Consider the following 18,628-nt stretch of genomic DNA (forward strand, 5'->3'; position numbering starts at 1 on the left):
GTGGATAGCAAATTGAAGCAGCACGAAGACGACGAAGCAAAGCCGGGCAAGCCTGTTCGCCGTCGGTCGCGCCGCCGCACCGCTGGTCTGTGGGCCATGCGTGGGGCCATCGTGCTGGTGCTTCTGGCGATGTTCACCGGTTTCATGGTCGTGGGGCAGAGGATGCACGCGCCGGTCTGGCTGCGCGACAGGGTCGAAGCCCGGCTGGAACGGGCGCTGGGCGGGCTGCAAATCCGGTTTGGAGACGTCAGTTTCATCATCCACGAAGGCTGGCGCCCCCGTCTGCGGCTGACCGATGTTGCCATCAGTGACGCCGCAGGCCAGCAGATTGCGCAGGTATCCGATATGCGCGCCAGCCTGGCCATGCGCCCCTTGCTGCGCGGTCAGGTCCGGCCCAAGCGCATCATTCTGAGTGGCGCGCAGATCGCCATGACCCGCGATCAGGACGGGGCGCTGACCCTGACCGTGGGATCGGGCAGCGCGCCGGTTCAGGAAGCGCCGGACCTTGCACAGCTGATCGAGACCTCGGACGAGGTCTTTCAATCTCCGATACTGTCGGCGCTGACCTCGGTCGAACTTGATGCGATTACGCTGGATTACCGCGACCTGCGGCAGGGGCGGTCGTGGGTTCTGGACGGTGGGCATATTCAGGCGAACCGCAGTGATAACGAAGTGCGGCTTGCAACCGGGTTTTCGGTTCTGTCGGGGCGTGACTATGTCAGCAGTATCGAGGCCAACTATACCAGCGTACTGGGCACGCCTGCCGCCAGCTTTGGCATCTCGGTCACCGATCTTCCGGCCGAGGATATAGCAGGCCAAAGCCCGGCCCTTGCCTGGTTGCAGGTTCTGCGCGCACCGATTTCAGGGGCTTTGCGGGGCAGTGTCGATGAAAACGGGGCAACAGGAACCGTGTTCGCAACCCTCAATCTGGGGGCCGGGGCGGTGCAGCCCAACCCGGAAACACGCCCTGTCCCGTTCGAATCTGCCCGTACATATTTCACCTATGACCCGAACGCCCAGATGCTGGACTTCAATGAGGTGTCGGTGGTGTCGGCCTGGGGCACAGTTCAGGCCGATGGAAAGGCGTTTCTGCAAGGGGCTGAAGATGGTGTGCTGGACAGTCTGGAGACACAGTTGCGCTTGTCCGGGATCAATGTGAACCCGGCGAACCTGTTCCCGGAGCCGATTCAGCTGTCGCGCGCCAGTCTGGATTTCAAGATGGCGTTCAACCCGTTCCAGTTGCGCCTTGGCCAGATGACCATCGAGGATCCGGGCCACACCGTGCGCGCCTTTGGTGTTTTGCACGGACGTGCAGATGGCTGGGCTGTGGCGCTGGATGCCCATCTGGATCAGATGAGCTCGGACAATGTTCTGAGCTACTGGCCGGAGCGTCTGGCACCCAAGCCACGGGAATGGGTGACGGAAAACCTCTATCAGGGGGTTTTGTCGGACATGGATTTCGCCCTGCGTCTGGAGCCCGGTTCCAAACCGGACCTGTATCTTGATTTCGGGTTCGAGCAAGCCAAGGTTCGCTTTGCAAAGACCCTGCCGCCAATCGAAGATGCACAAGGTCAGGCCAGTCTGATCGACAGCCGGTTTACGGTCACCGCGCAGCAGGGGGTGGTGGTCGCCGATGACGGGGGGAGTGTGGATGCCGCGGGGACGTCCTTCATCATACCTGACACGGATATCAAGAAATCCGCGCCCGGCATCGCGCGTATTCAGGCAAGGGGCAGCGTGACCTCTGCGTTGTCGCTGCTGGACCGACCACCGCTGGAATTGCTGAGCAAGGCCGGGTTACCCGTTGATGTTGCCAAAGGCACGGTTGCGTTGACCGGAACGCTGTCCCTGCCGCTCATAAAAGAGTTAAAGTTTCAGGATACCGAATTTCACTTCAACGGAACGCTGGCCAATCTGTCCAGTGACCGTCTGGTGCCGGGATTTTCCGTAAGTGCCCCGATGCTGGATATTTCCGGCAATCAGTCGGGTGTTCAGATTCAGGGACTGGGTCAGTTCGGCGATGTTCCGCTAGAGGCGCTTTGGCAGCAGCCTATTGACGGCGAAACCGAACAGCGTAGCACCTTCACCGGCCAGATCGAACTGTCCCCGCGTCTGATGGATGAGATCAGGGCCGGCTTGCCGCCGGGGATGCTGACGGGCAAAGGGGTTGCTGATATTACGCTGGGTCTGGGCGCTGGGGCTCCTCCGAAACTGTCTGTTGTTTCGGACCTTCAGGGCGTCGCACTTGCCATCCCTGAACTCGGCTGGCGCAAAGAGGCAAACACCACAGGATCACTGACTGCGGACGCGACGTTGGGCGCGCAGCTGAAGGTGGACGACCTGCGGATCAATGCAGCGGGACTGCGCACAACCGCATCCATTTCCTTTCACGAAAACGGTGAATATGACCGCGTCCAGTTCAGCTCGTTCGACCTGGGGGACTGGCTTGCGGTTCCAGCGGAGCTGATCGGGCGGGGGGCTGCTGTCCCGGATATCCGCGTCTTAGGCGGTGTGCTGAACATGGGGCGTGCGAATTTCGGGGAAAGCGGCGGAGGATCGGGTGGCGGCGGGGCCCCCGGGCCGAAGCTGGACGTGGCACTGGACCGTCTTCAGGTCACCGAAACTGTCGCGCTGACAGGTTTCCGGGGGGCGTTCCAGACAACCGGTGGCGTAAATGGCACCTTCACAGCGCGGGTGAACGGCGGTGCGGCTGTTTCCGGTCAAGTCACCCCGCGAGGAAATCGAAGCGCCGTTGACCTGACGTCGAAAGACGCGGGGGCCGTTTTGCGATCAGCCGGGGTTCTGACACAGGCGCGCGGCGGTGATCTGGACCTGAAGCTTGAGCCAGTAGCTGCGCCCGGCAGTTACGACGTGATCCTGAAGATCGTTAATACCCGGATCACCGATGCCCCGGCCATGGCCGCGATCCTGAACGCGATCAGCCTTGTTGGTCTGCTGGACGAGATGGCCGGGCAGGGGATCTTCTTTTCGGCGATTGACAGCCGCATGAGGATATCGCCCACCGACATCAAAGTGCTGAGTGGCAGCGCTGTTGGCCCGTCAATGGGGCTTTCGTTTGATGGCACAATCGACACCGTGAACAGCCTGCTGAACCTGCGGGGGGCGATTTCACCGATTTACCTTCTAAATGCCGTTGGCAGCGTATTTACCCGCAAGGGTGAAGGCGTCTTTGGGTTCAATTACACACTCACCGGGCCGATATCCTCGCCCAAAGTCGCGGTGAACCCTCTGTCCGGTCTGGCGCCCCTTTTTCTGCGTGATCTCTTGCGTCAGCCTGCGCCAACGGTCTCGGACGGCCCCAATGCTGCGCCGGTGGAACCTGACGAGCCGAAACCGACTTTTGGCTCTCCTCCCAGTGACCGCTGACGGGATATGGCAGAATCTTTTGCGGGGTTGTAAGGCGCGGTCATGAAGCTCAGCGATTTTGATTTTGACCTGCCCGACGACCTGATTGCAACGCGGCCTGCCTGCCCGCGATCCTCTGCGCGCCTGCTTGTGGCGCAGGGGGGTGGTACAGTGGACAGCCACGTGTTCGATCTACCCGATTTCCTGCGTCCGGGTGACCGGCTGGTGTTGAACGACACACGCGTTATCCCGGCGCGCCTGAACGGGCGGCGCCACAGGGACAGCGCGCAAGGCCCGGTTTCCGCCGGGATCGAGGCCACTCTGCTGGACCCACAGGCCGATGGCACTTGGTCTGCGCTCATCAAGCCGCTGAAGAAAGTGAAGCCGGGGGAAGAGATTGTATTTTCCGCCGATCTGAGCGCGACGCTGGATCGGGTGGAAGACGGGCAGGCCTTTTTGCGCTTCAATCTCAGCGGTCAGGATTTCGACAAGGCGCTGGATCAGGCCGGTGTAATGCCGTTGCCGCCCTATATCGCCGCCAAACGTCCGGCGGACGAGCAGGACAAGATGGATTATCAGACCATCTGGGCCCGCAGGTCCGGTGCGGTGGCAGCGCCGACCGCCTCGTTGCATTTTGACGATGCCCTGATGCAGGCTTTGTCGGAACGGGGTGTCGCCGTCACACATGTGACCCTGCATGTTGGCGCCGGAACCTTCCTGCCGGTCAAGGTCGAGGATGTGACAACCCACAAGATGCATGCCGAATGGGGGCAGGTCAGCGCCGAGGCTGTTGCCGAGATACAGGCCACAAAAGCTGCGGGCGGGCGTGTCATCCCGGTGGGCACCACTGCCCTGCGCCTGATCGAAAGTGCTGCGCGTTCGGGCGCGATCGAACCGTGGGAAGGTGACACCGATATCTTCATCTATCCCGGTTTCCGGTTTCATGTGACCGATGCGCTGATGACAAACTTTCATCTGCCAAAATCCACGCTGCTGATGCTGGTTTCAGCGTTAATGGGTCAGGACCGGATGCGCGAGGTTTACACCCATGCCATCGCACAGAAATACCGGTTCTTTTCTTATGGCGATGCGTCGCTTTTGATCCCCGGATAGGCGCGCATACGGCATCACCGACAGGGAATGTCGTAGACAAGCGCGATGGAAGCGGTCTTTGATCGCAGAACAAAACTCAAACAAGGTTGGCACCTATCGGAGGCCCAAATGATTCAGGTTCTGTCCAGCGCATGGGCATTGTTGCTCGGCATGGGGTTGCTGATGGTCGGAAACGGCCTTCAGGGCACGATCTTGGGTGTTCGTGGGCAGCTTGAGGGATTTTCGACCCTTGAGATGTCTTTTGTAATGTCAGCTTATTTCGTTGGTTTTCTGGGCGGTTCACGGCTTGCGCCCGAGATGATCCGGCGTGTTGGCCATGTGCGGGTCTTTGCGGCACTGGCGTCTTTCATTTCGGCCGTGATGATCATGTATCCGATGCTGGCAGACCCGATTGCCTGGGTTCTGGGGCGCGTGGTGATCGGGTTCTGTTTCTCGGGCGTTTACGTCACTGCGGAAAGCTGGCTCAACAACGCAGCCAATAACGAAAATCGCGGGCAGGCCCTGTCGCTTTACATGATCGTTCAGATGTTGGGTATCATCGGCGCGCAGGGCCTTTTCCTGTTGGGCGACCCTGCCGGGTACGAAACATTCGTGATTGCCTCGATCCTTGTTTCGGTTTCTTTCGCACCGATTTTGCTGTCGATCTCACCAACTCCGGCGTTCGATACTACCAAGCCGATGACGCTGCGGGAGTTGATGAAAAGCTCTCCGCTGGGGTGTGTCGGCATGTTCCTGCTGGGGGGCGTGTTCTCGGCGCAGTTCGGGATGTCGGCGGTTTATGGGGCTCAGGCCGGATTGTCCTTGGTTGAAATCTCGGCATTTGTGGCGGCGTTCTATGTTGGGGCAATTGTCCTGCAATACCCGCTGGGCTGGTTTTCCGACCGGATGGACAGGCGTTTCCTGATCCTGTTGGTCGCGGCAACCGGTGCAGTTGGCGCCGTCAGTGGTATGCTTTATGGCTTTTCCTTCGAAATCCTTCTGGCGTCTGCTTTTGTGATCGGCGGAATGACCAACCCTTTGTATTCATTGCTGATTGCGCACACCAACGATTTTCTGGAATACGAAGACATGGCCGCGGCATCCGGCGGCCTGATCTTTATCAACGGCCTTGGTGCAATTACCGGACCTGTTATCACAGGTTGGCTGATGGGGGATGCAGTGTTTGGCCCTCCGGGCTTTTTCCTGATCATCGCCGTGTTGCTTGTCGCATTGGCCGCCTATTCGGTCTACCGGATGACCCAGCGTGCAGCAGTTCCTGTTGATGAAACCGGCACCATGTCGACGCTTTATCCCACCGCGTCGCCCGTTGCATTCGAGGTTGCACAGGAAGTTGCGATAGAGGCGGCAGAAGCCGAGTTCGAAGAGGGCGCGCGCGAAACCGCTTGAGACACGAAATTATGTCGTTTGTGTTGCAATATGTTACTGTAACAGTTCTGTAAAAGGGACTTAAATGACGTTACGTCTGGGGCGCGGGCAATTGACGGAGTTTAAGGCAATGGTAACGCCTGAAGAAGTATTGAGTTTTTGGTTAGATGAAGTTGGCCCTAAGGGTTGGTATCTTGAGGATGAGGCGCTGGATGCAGACATTCGGGCGCGGTTTCAGTCAACTTGGGAAGCAGCGGCAGCGGGTCGGTTCTCGCTCTGGCTGACTTATCCCAGTGGGGCGCTTGCCTATATCATCCTGACAGATCAGTTCCCGCGCAACATGTTCCGGGGGGAGGCGCGTGCCTTCTCGACCGATCGTGCGGCATTGGCGGCAGCAAAATGCGCAGTCGACAAAGGCTGGGACAAGAAGATCGACGAACCGGCCAGACAGTTCTTTTACCTGCCCATGATGCACTCGGAAAACCTGTGTGATCAGGAACGCTGTGTGCGTCTGATCTGCCAAAACATGAGCAGCGACGCAAGCAACCTGCTGCACGCCAGAGCGCATCGCGAGGTGATCCGCAAGTTTGGTCGTTTCCCGTATCGGAACGCAGCGTTGTCCCGCAGCTCGACCCCGCACGAAACTGCTTATGTCGACATGGGCGGGTACGGGACAACCGTGCGCGAACTACAGGCAACGGGCTAAGCGCTAAACCGCAACCGCGCTTTGGCCGCGGCTGCGCTTTATGACTTAGGCGTGCATCCACTTAATGCCAGAACGCGTTCCGCTGCGATATCGGCACCGGTTTGGATCGCCTGCGCAATCAGCACTTCTGGCGTGTCAGCAAGTTCCGAAATCCGCTCCTGAACCGTTTGCAGCTTCTGTTCTGCTGCATTCAGGCGGCCCAGCGTTGCCTGGAGGTTTTGCGCGGCTTGGCTGTCTGCCAACGTGTCTTGATGTGAAATCGCCGCCAAATCAGTCCGCAGCGCCGCAAGCTCGTCCCGAATGCCCTTCGCCTCATCCCGGAGGGGGGCCACGGCCTGAACCGTATGCGAGACTTCAGCAGTGATGCTTTCGGCTTTCGACGCCAGTTTCCAGCCCAGAAACAGGCACAGCGCAACAAGTATCAATGTGGCGTTGAGCAGGGCAAGCAGCAGATCTTTCAGAGTTTTGGCCATGGTCAGCCCCTTGAATGGGTTGAGAGAAGAATAGGTCCGACCGGTGTCGGCGTTTCTTTTCTAGCCATTGCATGGCCCGGGGTATAGGCTGAAATCCGCAAGTTCAGGCATCGCTTACCCTGCGTCCTATTTGTCGCGGGACGGGCATATTGATGCGTTCCGAATAATAGTTTAATGGTAAACTAAATTTTCAACTCCTGCGCCGAGAGGAACACATGGCTGCACAATCCTATGATCTGATCGTAATCGGGGCTGGCCCCGGCGGCTATGTCGCCGCAATCCGCGCAGCCCAGCTGGGTTTGAAAACTGCGATTGTCGAGCGCGAGCATTTGGGGGGGATCTGCCTGAACTGGGGCTGTATTCCCACCAAGGCGCTGTTGCGGTCGTCCGAAGTGTTCCATCTGATGGAGCGCGCCAAGGATTTCGGTCTGAAAGCCGAAAAGATCGGATATGATCTGGATGCGGTGGTCAAACGATCCCGTGGCGTAGCTGCGCAGCTGTCAGGTGGCATCGGCCATCTGCTGAAGAAGAACAAGGTTGCCGTTGTGATGGGTCAGGCCACGATCCCCGCAAAGGGCAGGGTCAGCGTCAAGACCGACAAAGGCACCGAGGAACTGACCGCCAAGAACATCATTCTCGCAACCGGGGCACGGGCACGGGAACTGCCGGGCCTTGAAGCTGACGGCGATCTGGTCTGGACCTACAAGCACGCGCTGCAACCGCCGCGGATGCCGAAAAAACTGCTCGTCATCGGGTCTGGTGCAATCGGCATCGAGTTTGCCAGTTTCTACAATACACTGGGCGCAGACACCACGGTCGTTGAGGTGATGGACCGGGTGTTGCCGGTAGAAGATGCCGAGATCAGCGCATTGGCCAAGAAGGCGTTCACCAAACAGGGCATGACCATCATGGAAAAGGCCATGGTCAAGCAGTTGGATCGTGGCAAGGGGAAAGTGACCGCGCATATCGAGGTTAAAGGCAAGGTTGAAAAACACGAGTTCGACACAGTGATCTCGGCCGTCGGGATCATTGGCAATGTCGAAAACCTCGGTCTGGAAGCTCTGGGCGTCAAGATCGACCGGACACATGTGGTCACGGACGCGTATTGCCGCACCGGGGTTGAGGGACTTTATGCGATCGGTGACATCGCGGGCGCGCCCTGGCTTGCGCACAAAGCAAGCCACGAGGGTGTCATGGTCGCGGACCTCATCGCGGGTCAACATGCGCATCCGGTCAAACCCGAAAGCATCGCAGGGTGCACCTATTGCCAGCCTCAGGTTGCCTCGGTTGGATATACCGAAGCAAAAGCCAAAGAACTGGGTTACGACATCAAAGTCGGTCGCTTCCCCTTTATCGGCAATGGCAAGGCCATCGCCTTGGGTGAACCGGACGGGCTGATCAAAACCGTGTTTGATGCGAAAACAGGCGAGTTGCTGGGTGCCCACATGATCGGTGCCGAAGTTACCGAACTGATTCAGGGTTACGTGGTCGGTCGCCAGTTGGAGACAACGGAAGAAGACCTGATGAACACCGTCTTCCCGCACCCGACACTGTCAGAGATGATGCACGAAAGCGTGCTGGATGCCTATGGCCGCGTGATCCATATGTAAGATCGGCGTATTTGCCCCGACCGGGTGGGGGGGGCTCTGCCCCCGCCGCGCGTGCCGCGCGCCTCCCCCGGGATATTTTGGGCCAGGTGAAGCAGGGATCCTTTATTCATCTGGCTGCAAATATCCCGGAGCGCGAGGCAGAGCCTCGCAAAAAACCTATGTGTTCAAAGCATCCAGAATGCGCGCCCATGACCGGATGCCCTTGTGGAAACTTTTCACGTCATATTTCTCGTTCGGCGAATGGATGGCATCATCTTCGTTTGCATATCCAACCAGCATCGAGTCGAGCCCCAGAACGGTGTTGAAATAGCCGACAACAGGGATTGATCCCCCCATGCCGGTGAACACTGCCTCGCGGTCCCATTCATCCGACAGCGCACCGCGCGCGGCTTCGAATTCGGAGCGGGTGATATTCATGACCGAAGCGGGAGAGCCTTCCATGTCGTTGTCCCAGACCACTTTGGCGTCAGGGGAGAGCCGATCCTCGACATGTTTGCGGATTTTGGCGCGCAGTGCGTCCGGGTCCATGTCACCAACAAGGCGGCAGGTAATTTTGCAATGGGCCTTGGACGGAATAACGGTTTTGGAGCCCGCACCGTTATAACCGCCCCACAGACCGTTCACTTCGAGCGTCGGTCGTGCCCATTGTTGCTCCAAGGTGGAGTACCCCTTTTCGCCATGCGGTTGGGTGTAGCCGACCGAATTCAGATAATCCGCTTCGTCGAAGCCGCAATTCTGCCATTGGCGCAACTGGTCTTCGGGTACTTCATGCACACCTTCGTAAAACCCGTCGACCGCGACCCGCCCGGTTTTGTCGTCATAAAAAGAGGTCACGATTTTCGACAGTTCGCGCAGCGGGTTCAGGCCCGGGCCGCCATAGTGGCCGGAATGCAGGTCGATGCGCGGTCCCACGATGGTAAATTCGTCCTTCAGCATGCCCCTCAACTGCGCCGCAATCGACGGAACGCCGCGTGACACCATGGATGTATCGCAGACCAGCGCCAGATCCGCTTTGAGTTCGGCGGCATTTTCCTTGAGGAAAGGAACCAGTGAGGGTGAGCCCGATTCTTCTTCGCCCTCGAAAAAGAAAGTTATGCGGCACGGCAAGGATCCGTGCACGGCCTTCCAGGCGCGGCAGGCTTCGACAAAAGTCATCAACTGACCCTTGTCGTCTGATGCTCCGCGTCCGCGGATGACCGGACCGGTTTCGGTGTCCTCAATGGCGGGATCGAACGGATCCCGGTTCCACAGATTCAGCGGATCGACCGGCTGCACATCGTAGTGGCCGTAAAACAGGAAATGCGGCGCAGTCGCCTCCTCACCCACGTGACCGACAACCATTGGGTGGCCCGGTGTTTCCCGTTTCTCAGCCGCAATTCCGATACTGTTCAGATCGGCAACCAGCCAGTCTGCGGCGCGGCTGACCTCGGCCTTGTATGCGGGGTCGGTCGAGATCGACGGGATGCGCAGCAGTTCCATCAGGCGGTCGATCGAGGTTTGCAGATCTTCGTCAATCCGGTTCAACACGGCGTCTAGCGACATGGGGGGCTCCTGCCTGTTTTTTGTTCCCGCGAACCCTAGCAGCGTTGTCAGCGCCGTCCAGAGTTGTTGACACGAATTGCGGCCCGGCAGCGTAAGCTTTGGGTAGGGAGGCGAGACCTGCGTCGTTTCCACGCGTTCGATGGCCGTAACTTTACTTGTCGGATGGGGTGCAAACTTATATTTGATGCAAATCAAAGTTGGGTTCACCTTTTCGGCTGTAACCAGCTGAATAAGGGAACACAAAGCCACCAAAACAGGGTAAGCTGTGGGAGGTGGCGAAAATATCGCCCAATGGGAAACCGGATACGGGCGTTCAAGGAGGGTCCTTTGGACTATACTGCTCAGCTCGATTCAGCGATTGCCAGGCTGCATGATGAAGGTCGTTACCGGACCTTTATCGATATCGAACGTCGCAATGGACATTTCCCCCATGCGGTGCGCACGCGTCCGGACGGGTCACAGCAGAATATCACCGTATGGTGCGGCAACGATTATCTGGGCATGGGGCAAAACCCGGTCGTTCTGAATGCAATGCACGAAGCTGTTGATGCAGCCGGTGCAGGTTCGGGCGGTACACGCAATATCTCGGGCACCACAGTTTATCACAAAAGGCTTGAGGCTGAACTAGCCGATCTGCACGGCAAGGAAGCCGCGCTGCTTTTTACCAGCGCCTATATCGCCAATGACGCAACGCTCAGCACGCTGCCCAAACTGTTCCCTGGCCTGATCATCTATTCTGACGCGCTGAACCATGCCTCGATGATCGAAGGCGTACGCCGGAATGGCGGAGCTAAGCGCATCTTCCGGCACAATGACGTGGCGCATCTGCGCGAACTGCTTGAGGCGGATGACCCTGCCGCGCCCAAACTGATCGTATTCGAGTCGGTTTATTCAATGGACGGCGATTTTGGTCCAATCGAAGAAATCTGTGATCTGGCAGATGAATTCGGCGCACTGACCTATATCGACGAAGTTCATGCGGTAGGCATGTATGGCCCCCGCGGGGGCGGTGTGACCGAGCGCGATAACCTTGCCCACCGGATCGACATCATCAACGGCACGCTGGCAAAAGCCTATGGCGTGATGGGCGGCTATATCGCGGCCAGCGCCAAGATGTGCGACGCCGTGCGGTCATACGCACCGGGCTTTATCTTTACCACTTCCCTGCCACCTGCGGTTGCGGCCGGGGCTGCCGCATCTGTTGCCTACCTGAAAACTGCACCTGAACTGCGCGAGCAGCATCAGACGCAGGCCAAAATCCTCAAGCTGCGATTGAAGGGGATGGGACTGCCGCTGATCGACCACGGAAGCCATATCGTGCCCGTGATCGTCGGAAACCCGGTCCATACCAAGAAGCTCAGCGATATGCTGTTGGATGATTACGGCATTTATGTGCAACCGATCAATTTCCCGACCGTTCCGCGCGGAACCGAGCGTCTGCGCTTTACCCCTTCTCCGGTGCATGGACCTGACGAAATGAACCGTCTGGTACAGGCGATGGACGAACTTTGGTCACATTGTGCGCTAAATCGCGCCGAACTTGCCGGTTAACCTCACGCCAAAGTGTGCAACGTATTTGCCGCGTGTTAAGCTTACGCTAACAAAATTGGCAGACGAATCGTTTTGGGGATGATTCGCCGCTAACGCGAAACACGCGACAGGCAGAATGGGGCAGCAGGAATGATTGGGCGCAGATCACAGCGCGAATCTGATGAGGACGTAGATGTCAGACCCAAAGGGTTTGATGATTACGAGGTACGCCTTGGTGACAAGATGCGCGGCGAACGCGCAACCATGGGCAAATCCCTGTTGGATGTTCAGCGCGAGTTGAGGATCAAAGCCAACTACATTGCTGCCATCGAAAACGCGGATCCCGACGCCTTTGACACGCCCGGCTTTATCGCCGGGTATGTGCGTTCTTATGCGCGTTATCTGGGAATGAACCCGGATGAAACATTCTCGACTTTCTGCGCGGAAAGCGGTTTTTCGGTCGCGCATGGCATGTCGGCCGAGGCTTCGGTGGTGCGAAAGCCGACCGGCGCGCTTCCGGCGCGTGGGCCAATGGGGCGCGATCCCTTCATCTCGCCCAATACGCCGTACATTCCGGGCAAGGAATCTCTGGTCAGTCAGATTGAACCGCGCGCCATCGGCTCGTCGCTGGTGCTGTTGGCGGTAATTGGCGGCATCGGCTATGGCGGGTGGGCCGTTCTGAACAAGATCCAGCAGGTGCAGGTCAGCCCGGTTGAACAAGCGCCTGTGGTGCTGTCCGACCTTGATCCGCTGGATGCCGTGCGCGGCGGCGTTGTCGATGATGTGGTTGCTGCGGCGAATACCGAGGCACTGGACCGTCTCTATCGTCCGCAGGCGTTGGATGTTCCGGTTCTGGTTGCCCGCGATGCGCCGATTTCGACCCTTGATCCGCGTGATGTCGGAACCTTCCGCCCGCCAAGCCTGCCGCAGTTCGAAGTTGCCGAAGTGCACACGGTTGAACGACCAGCTTTGCCTCAGGTCGTGGAACAGGTTGATACCACGCTGAAAATCGTTGCTGTCGATCCTTCTTGGATGCGGGTAACGGCGGCAGATGGCAGTGTCATTTTCGAAGGGACGCTTGGGACGGTCGAGCAAGGCAGTGTCTTTGAGGTTCCGCTGACAGAAGAACCGCCGCTGTTGCGGGCAGGGGCGTCGGGATCGGTTTATTTCTCGATGAACGGCGAGCACTATGGCCCGGCAGGGGCACCCGGCACGGTTGCCAAAGGGGTGATCCTTTCGAAAGTCGCAGTTTCGGAAGTTTATGCCGTTGCTGATCTTGAAGCGGATCAGAACAGCGCGCTCAAGCAGCTGGTGGCTGAACTGCAAACCGCGGCGACAGAAGCGCCCGCCGAGTGATCTTGCCATTGCGGTAACCCCTTTGCCGGACTATCTACTGTCGCAACTCAGGCAGACGCGGATCCGTCCTTATGTCCCTTAATCACGTGCGCCCCTGGCGCGACATTTATCGTCGTAAATCCCGTCAAATCATGGTCGGCAACGTCCCTGTCGGGGGCGATGCCCCGATCGCCGTTCAGACCATGACCAACACCCTGACCACCGATGTGGCGGCAACAGTGGCGCAGGTTCAGGCCGCAGCCGAGGCTGGCGCGGATATCGTGCGCGTTTCAGTCCCCGATGAGGCGTCGGCTAAGGCATTGAAAGAGATCGTGCGCGAAAGCCCGGTGCCCATCGTTGCGGACATCCATTTTCACTATCGCCGTGGTATCGAGGCGGCCGAGGCAGGCGCTGCCTGTCTGCGCATCAATCCCGGCAACATCGGCGATGAACGCCGGGTGAAAGAAGTCATTCAGGCCGCGCGCGACCACAATTGCTCGATCCGGATCGGCGTGAATGCGGGCAGTCTGGAAAAGCACCTGCTTGAGAAATATGGCGAGCCGTGCCCCGAAGCGATGGTCGAAAGCGGGTTGGAACATATCCGCATCCTTCAGGACAATGATTTTCACGAGTTCAAAATCAGTGTGAAGGCCAGCGACGTATTCCTGTCCGCCGCCGCATATCAGGGCATAGCCGAAGCCACTGATGCGCCCATCCATCTGGGTATCACCGAGGCGGGCGGACTGGTGTCCGGCACCATCAAATCTGCCATCGGGTTGGGCAACCTGCTGTGGATGGGGATCGGCGACACGATCCGCGTCAGCCTGTCTGCCGATCCGGTGGAAGAGGTGAAGGTCGGCTTTGAAATCCTCAAGTCCCTTGGTCTGCGCCACCGGGGCGTCAACATCATCTCATGCCCGTCCTGCGCACGGCAGGGGTTTGACGTCATCAAGACCGTCGAGGCGCTGGAACGCCGTCTGGAACACATCAAGACACCGATGAGCCTGTCGATCATCGGCTGTGTGGTCAACGGACCGGGCGAGGCGTTGATGACCGATGTCGGGTTTACCGGTGGCGGGGCAGGGTCCGGGATGGTCTATCTGGCAGGCAAGGCCAGCCACAAGATGTCCAACGATCAGATGATCGACCACATCGTGGAACAGGTCGAACAGAAAGCCGCGGAACTGGATGCGGCTGCGGAAGCCGCAGAGTAGTGTGGGGTTGGCTGTGTCGGTAAGGCAGGCATAGCGACCTTACTCATCCCTTGCCCTGATGCCTGAGCTGTTGCAAACTTGTTTCGTGACTGAACGATGCCTGTTTCGCCGCCGGTTCTGTCGGTAAACAGACCCGCGCGGACCCATGCTTTGGGAGGAGTGTGTCATGACATCCAAGACCGCAGGCCCTACGCCACCTGAGAACCTGACGCCAGACCAACAGGCCATGCCCAATGTCATTCGGGTTACTTCGGATGATATAAAGGCGTCGCTGAAAGCTGGGTTTTCCGACTTTCTGGCGCGCCCCTTCATGAGCGGTTTCTTCGGGCTTTTCTATGCGGTTTTTGGAATCCTGATGGTCTGGAGCTTGGTCTGGCTTGGCAAGATCTGGATGATCATTCCAGCGATTGTCGGGTTTCCTCTGGTCGCGCCTTTCGCCGCTGCGGGACTTTATGAGATGTCCCGGCGGTTACAGAAGGGAGAGGAATTTGGCTGGTATGAAATCCTCACTGTCATGGCCGATCAACGCAAGCGCGAAATGGGCTGGATGGCCTTTGTCACACTGTTCATTTTCTGGGTTTGGGTTTACCAGATTCGCCTTTGGCTTGCGATCATCCTGCAGAATTCATCCTTTTCGGATTTCGATGGATTCTTGAACATCATCTTGTTCACTCCGCAGGGGTGGACATTCCTTGCAATCGGCACCTGTGTCGGAGCGTTTCTGTCGGCTGTCCTGTTTTCGGTAACTGTCGTCGCCATGCCCATGCTTCTGGACCGGGAAACCAATTTCGTTTCAGCCATGTTGACGTCCTTACGCGTCGTCTCGGAAAGCCCTGTGGTCATGCTCGGCTGGGCAGCGATCATCTCGGTCACAATGTTGTTGTCGATGGTTCCGGCGTTTATGGGCTTGATCTTCACCTTACCGATCCTTGGCCATACAACGTGGCATCTCTATCAACGGGCCGTGGAACCGGCAGACGGCTGAGGTCAGCGATCAGTTAGTCTTTTTGTCTGGGGGCAGCTGTGCCGCCCCCAATACCTATCAACCCTGTTCCGCGCGAACGCCATCTGCAATCTGCTGCATCTGATCGGCGGGCAGATAGCCGCGCAGCAACTCGGTTCCCAGCACGAATGAGGGCGTGCCCGAAATCTGCATCCGTTGCGCCAGGGCACGGGTGCGGCTGATCTCATCCGTGACGCTGTCGCTGTCCATCGCGGCGATGATCGCGTCGCTGTCCAGGCCCAGCCCGTCAGAGATGCGGCGCAGGGTAACTTCGGACGGTTCGCCGTTGAAGGCCATCAGGGCATCGTGAACCTGTTTATAGGCGTCACCACCAGCGACGTGTTTGGTGGCCACGGCAAAGCGCGAGGACAAAACAGATGCGTCGCCCAGAATTGGCAGCTCTTTGATCACAAACCGGATATTGCCGTCGCTGGCCAGCAGGTTTGCCACTTCGGGCACCGCACGGCGGCAATAGCCGCAGCGGTAGTCCATGAATTCGACCAGCGTGATATCGCCATCCGGGTTGCCGCCGACCCAGCTATAGCCATCGTCGAACAGTTCGGCCGCATTGGCGGCGACCAGTTCTTTGTCGGCGGCCGCTTCGGCCACTGCGTTTCGCTGTTCGAGGATATTGATTGCCTCGATAATGACTTCGGGGTTCTCCAGCAGGTATTCGCGTACCTGAGCACCAAACTCTGCCTTTTCGGCATCATTCATCGCGTTCAGGTCCAGCGCCTGTGCCGAGGTCGCCGCCATGGAAAGCCCCAGAAGGGCAGGTGCAGCATGTCTGAGGATCATTTCCGTTTCCTTTTATCTTTCTTGAGTCGTTCTGAGGCAATCAGCACGTCTTGTGCCCTTTGCCAACCCGGAGAGCCTTCGGGCAACTGTCCTACAGCCCGTTTCGCGTGAATTCCGGCATCCTCCATCCGACCTTGCAGCGCATAGCGTTCTGCCGTCACGGTCGAAGCCATGCCGTTATTTCCGACCTGCGCATAAGCCACACCCAGATCCTGCATCAGGCGCGCGTTACGAAAATCGCGCGCGCGCGCCTGTTCCAGTGCGTTCAATGCCTGTTTCGTTTCCCCCTGCGCCAGCAGGGCACGCCCGTAGCTCGCAAGGATCAACGCATTGTTCGGGGCCATTTCAACAGCGCTAGCATAAGCTTTAACAGCCTCGCTTACACGTCTGTTTTCCAACAGTATTTGCCCCTTCAGATCGTAATAGAACGGGTCATCAGGACGTTCGGCAAGTGCTGCGTCAATTGCGGCACGGGCGCGGGACAGATCGCGGTTCTGATGATAGGCCGAAGCCTCTCGCATCAGGCGGATGTCTCGGTAGGATTCTTCGCCAGCGCGCCGCAAGGTCCAACTGGGCGACCGCAGAAAGGCCGAAAGCTTGCCTTTGACCCGCGCAAACCAGTAGTCCGCATTGGGGTTTGGAACGGCTCGGTCGCCAAACTCATCCAGGAACGCCTCGGCGGCACGCAGGCGGTCACGGCTTGTCGGGTGTGATCGCATATAGGGGTCCTGATTGGCGACACTCAGCAGTTCCTGACCGGCGAACTTCCGGTGCAGTTCCACCATCCCGCTGGGCGAGATTTCGGCCCATCGCAGGTAACTTGCCGCACTGCGGTCGGCGGATGCCTCTTCTGCGCGGGTGTGACCCAGAAAACCGCGAATTGCCGCGCCTTGGGTGCCAGCGGCAATTCCGATGGCGGCCTCGCCCCCACCCGCCGCAGCTGCCAGCAGGGCCAAAGCCGTGCCGAGACTGGCATTGCGCTGCGCAGCTTTCAGGTTCTCAGCCCGCCGTGCCAGATGACCATTCGAGATATGGGCGGCCTCGTGCGCGATGACAGCCTGCAACATCTCGGGGCTTTCGACGGTCAGAATCAGCCCGTAATTCACATAGATCGCGTCGTAGTCGATGACGAATGCGTTGAACGTGTTGTCGTTGACGACCAGAATCTGAACCCGGTTCGTGTTCAGCCCCGCAGCCCGCAACACCGGAAAGGCCAGTTCACGCAGGCCATGTTCGATATCAGGGTCGCGGATCAGGCTTTGCGCGTGCGATTGCACCGCTGCCGCCAGCCAGACGACAACGGCAACCATCAAGGCCGGGATTGACGCCAACCGGGATACGCGCTCAAAAGCCATGACTGCAACATGGGAGATGGGCATGAGAAACTCAACCCGGTCCGGGGTCGATCCCTTCATCGTGATGGATGTGATGGAGGCGGCACGCAAGGCCGAAGAGGCAGGTTGCCACGTGATCCACATGGAAGTCGGCCAGCCCGGAACCGGCGCGCCAAAGGGTGCGACCGAAGCTTTGGCCGCGGCGATGGAGCAAGGCCCGCTGGGCTATACGGTTGCCCTGGGTCTGCCCGCCCTGAGGCAGCGGATCGCCCGGCTTTACGGCGATTGGTACAATGTCGACCTGAACCCCGAGCGGGTGGTGATCACACCTGGCTCGTCCGGCGGATTCCTGCTGACCTTTACCGCTTTGTTCGACAGTGGCGACCGTGTCGGTATCGGGGCGCCCGGCTATCCGTCCTATCGCCAGATCCTGAAGGCGCTGGGTCTGGTCCCGGTCGACCTGCCGACCGCGCCGGAAAACAGGTTGCAGCCTGTCGCAGCGGATATTCAGGGGATGGACCTGAAAGGGCTGATGGTGGCTTCACCCGCAAACCCGACCGGTACGATGTTGGATCGCGCCGCCATGGGTGCCCTGATCGAGGCGGCTCATGGGCAGGGCGCGTCGTTCATCAGTGACGAGATTTACCACGGGCTGGAATACGAAGCCAAGGCCGTGACGGCGCTGGAACTGACAGATGAATGCTATGTGATCAACTCGTTCTCGAAGTACTTTTCGATGACCGGATGGCGCGTAGGCTGGATGGTGGTGCCCGAGGATCAGGTGCGCGTGGTCGAACGGATCGCTCAGAACATGTTCATCTGCGCCCCCCACGCCAGTCAGGTCGCGGCGCTGGCTGCGATGGATTGCGACAACGAATTGCAAGCCAATCTGGACGTGTACCGCCGCAATCGCGCGCTGATGCTGGACGGGCTGCCCAAGGCCGGGTTTTCGAACATCGCGCCGCCCGACGGGGCGTTTTATGTCTATGCCGATGTGTCTGATCTGACCGATGACAGCCGCGCATTTGCGGCCGAGATTCTGGAACAGGCCGGTGTGGCTGTGACACCCGGGCTGGATTTTGACCCGCAGCGCGGCCATACCACATTGCGTTTTTCCTATGCGCGCGCGACGGATGACATTCAGGAAGGGCTTGAGCGTTTGCGCCTGTTTATGATCCGGCGCGGTGCTGTCACGGAACGGGCCTGAGCCGTTCACAAACCGCCCCTTGTGGTATAGGG

At 58.8% G+C, this 18,628-nt stretch carries 14 protein-coding genes; 10 read left to right on the plus strand and 4 right to left on the minus strand.

Annotated elements, in window-relative coordinates; genetic code table 11:
- The 4 genes from ACR0DS_RS04625 (at window position 1) to ACR0DS_RS04640 (ending at window position 6,550) form a co-directional block, all read left to right on the plus strand.
- Window positions 1-3,387 carry a YhdP family protein gene (locus tag ACR0DS_RS04625; protein WP_480558146.1) on the plus strand — a complete coding sequence of 1,129 codons (3,387 nt, stop codon included), beginning with the start codon at window positions 1-3 and terminating at the stop codon, window positions 3,385-3,387.
- A 42-nt stretch (window positions 3,388-3,429) separates the two neighbouring features.
- Window positions 3,430-4,479, plus strand: a complete 1,050-nt coding sequence (gene queA, locus ACR0DS_RS04630) for a tRNA preQ1(34) S-adenosylmethionine ribosyltransferase-isomerase QueA (protein ID WP_480480446.1) — start codon at window positions 3,430-3,432, stop codon at window positions 4,477-4,479.
- A 108-nt stretch (window positions 4,480-4,587) separates the two neighbouring features.
- Window positions 4,588-5,865 carry an MFS transporter gene (locus ACR0DS_RS04635; RefSeq protein WP_480485322.1) on the plus strand — a complete coding sequence of 426 codons (1,278 nt, stop codon included), beginning with the start codon at window positions 4,588-4,590 and terminating at the stop codon, window positions 5,863-5,865.
- A 109-nt stretch (window positions 5,866-5,974) separates the two neighbouring features.
- Entirely contained in the window at window positions 5,975-6,550 is a 576-nt protein-coding gene (locus ACR0DS_RS04640) for a DUF924 family protein (protein ID WP_209504864.1), read from the plus strand.
- A gap of 38 nt (window positions 6,551-6,588) precedes the next feature.
- Here ACR0DS_RS04640 and ACR0DS_RS04645 read toward each other — a convergent pair whose 3' ends face one another.
- The gene (locus tag ACR0DS_RS04645; RefSeq protein WP_480558145.1) at window positions 6,589-7,023 is read right to left on the minus strand and encodes a hypothetical protein; all 435 of its coding nucleotides are present in this window, start codon (window positions 7,021-7,023) and stop codon (window positions 6,589-6,591) included.
- A 215-nt stretch (window positions 7,024-7,238) separates the two neighbouring features.
- On the opposite strand from ACR0DS_RS04645, the gene lpdA reads away from it, so the two are divergent.
- Entirely contained in the window at window positions 7,239-8,633 is a 1,395-nt protein-coding gene (gene lpdA, locus ACR0DS_RS04650) for a dihydrolipoyl dehydrogenase (protein WP_480558143.1), read from the plus strand.
- A 156-nt stretch (window positions 8,634-8,789) separates the two neighbouring features.
- On the opposite strand, the gene ACR0DS_RS04655 is transcribed toward lpdA, so the two are convergent.
- Window positions 8,790-10,175 (minus strand): M20/M25/M40 family metallo-hydrolase, encoded by a 1,386-nt coding sequence (locus ACR0DS_RS04655; RefSeq protein ID WP_480558141.1) that lies wholly within the window; start codon window positions 10,173-10,175, stop codon window positions 8,790-8,792.
- A gap of 327 nt (window positions 10,176-10,502) precedes the next feature.
- Here ACR0DS_RS04655 and hemA point away from each other — a divergent pair, with 327 nt between their 5' ends.
- From hemA to ACR0DS_RS04675, 4 genes are all read left to right on the plus strand, one after another.
- Complete coding sequence (gene hemA, locus ACR0DS_RS04660) at window positions 10,503-11,726, plus strand: 5-aminolevulinate synthase (RefSeq protein ID WP_267364005.1); 1,224 nt, start codon at window positions 10,503-10,505, stop codon at window positions 11,724-11,726.
- A 129-nt stretch (window positions 11,727-11,855) separates the two neighbouring features.
- A complete protein-coding gene (locus tag ACR0DS_RS04665; protein WP_480558139.1) occupies window positions 11,856-13,061 on the plus strand; it encodes a helix-turn-helix domain-containing protein in 1,206 nt (401 codons plus the stop codon).
- A 71-nt stretch (window positions 13,062-13,132) separates the two neighbouring features.
- Window positions 13,133-14,254, plus strand: a complete 1,122-nt coding sequence (ispG, locus tag ACR0DS_RS04670) for a flavodoxin-dependent (E)-4-hydroxy-3-methylbut-2-enyl-diphosphate synthase (protein WP_480558137.1) — start codon at window positions 13,133-13,135, stop codon at window positions 14,252-14,254.
- Between the two features lie 166 nt (window positions 14,255-14,420).
- Window positions 14,421-15,239, plus strand: coding sequence for a DUF2189 domain-containing protein (locus ACR0DS_RS04675; RefSeq protein ID WP_480558135.1), 819 nt, complete (start codon window positions 14,421-14,423; stop codon window positions 15,237-15,239).
- A gap of 57 nt (window positions 15,240-15,296) precedes the next feature.
- Here ACR0DS_RS04675 and ACR0DS_RS04680 read toward each other — a convergent pair whose 3' ends face one another.
- Window positions 15,297-16,055 carry a DsbA family protein gene (locus ACR0DS_RS04680; protein WP_480558133.1) on the minus strand — a complete coding sequence of 253 codons (759 nt, stop codon included), beginning with the start codon at window positions 16,053-16,055 and terminating at the stop codon, window positions 15,297-15,299.
- Window positions 16,052-17,434 carry a M48 family metalloprotease gene (locus ACR0DS_RS04685; RefSeq protein WP_480558130.1) on the minus strand — a complete coding sequence of 461 codons (1,383 nt, stop codon included), beginning with the start codon at window positions 17,432-17,434 and terminating at the stop codon, window positions 16,052-16,054. The genes ACR0DS_RS04680 and ACR0DS_RS04685 overlap by 4 nt, the downstream gene beginning before the upstream one ends.
- Here ACR0DS_RS04685 and ACR0DS_RS04690 point away from each other — a divergent pair.
- Complete coding sequence (locus ACR0DS_RS04690) at window positions 17,433-18,596, plus strand: pyridoxal phosphate-dependent aminotransferase (RefSeq protein ID WP_480558128.1); 1,164 nt, start codon at window positions 17,433-17,435, stop codon at window positions 18,594-18,596. The genes ACR0DS_RS04685 and ACR0DS_RS04690 overlap by 2 nt on opposite strands.
- Window positions 18,597-18,628: the final 32 nt, after the last annotated feature.

It is taken from the genome of Ruegeria sp. AF5, from assembly GCF_056541905.1.

What these genes read in the sequence shown, in the direction of transcription:
- queA (WP_480480446.1), top strand. Translation starts at nt 3,430, where the DNA reads ATGAAGCTCAGCGATTTTGATTTTGACCTGCCCGACGACCTGATTGCA.
- ACR0DS_RS04635 (WP_480485322.1), top strand. Translation starts at nt 4,588, where the DNA reads ATGATTCAGGTTCTGTCCAGCGCATGGGCATTGTTGCTCGGCATGGGG.
- ACR0DS_RS04640 (WP_209504864.1), top strand. Translation starts at nt 5,975, where the DNA reads ATGGTAACGCCTGAAGAAGTATTGAGTTTTTGGTTAGATGAAGTTGGC.
- ACR0DS_RS04645 (WP_480558145.1), bottom strand. Translation starts at nt 7,023, where the DNA reads ATGGCCAAAACTCTGAAAGATCTGCTGCTTGCCCTGCTCAACGCCACA.
- lpdA (WP_480558143.1), top strand. Translation starts at nt 7,239, where the DNA reads ATGGCTGCACAATCCTATGATCTGATCGTAATCGGGGCTGGCCCCGGC.
- ACR0DS_RS04655 (WP_480558141.1), bottom strand. Translation starts at nt 10,175, where the DNA reads ATGTCGCTAGACGCCGTGTTGAACCGGATTGACGAAGATCTGCAAACC.
- ACR0DS_RS04665 (WP_480558139.1), top strand. Translation starts at nt 11,856, where the DNA reads ATGATTGGGCGCAGATCACAGCGCGAATCTGATGAGGACGTAGATGTC.
- ispG (WP_480558137.1), top strand. Translation starts at nt 13,133, where the DNA reads ATGTCCCTTAATCACGTGCGCCCCTGGCGCGACATTTATCGTCGTAAA.
- ACR0DS_RS04675 (WP_480558135.1), top strand. Translation starts at nt 14,421, where the DNA reads ATGACATCCAAGACCGCAGGCCCTACGCCACCTGAGAACCTGACGCCA.
- ACR0DS_RS04680 (WP_480558133.1), bottom strand. Translation starts at nt 16,055, where the DNA reads ATGATCCTCAGACATGCTGCACCTGCCCTTCTGGGGCTTTCCATGGCG.
- ACR0DS_RS04690 (WP_480558128.1), top strand. Translation starts at nt 17,433, where the DNA reads ATGAGAAACTCAACCCGGTCCGGGGTCGATCCCTTCATCGTGATGGAT.
- ACR0DS_RS04685 (WP_480558130.1), bottom strand. Translation starts at nt 17,434, where the DNA reads ATGCCCATCTCCCATGTTGCAGTCATGGCTTTTGAGCGCGTATCCCGG.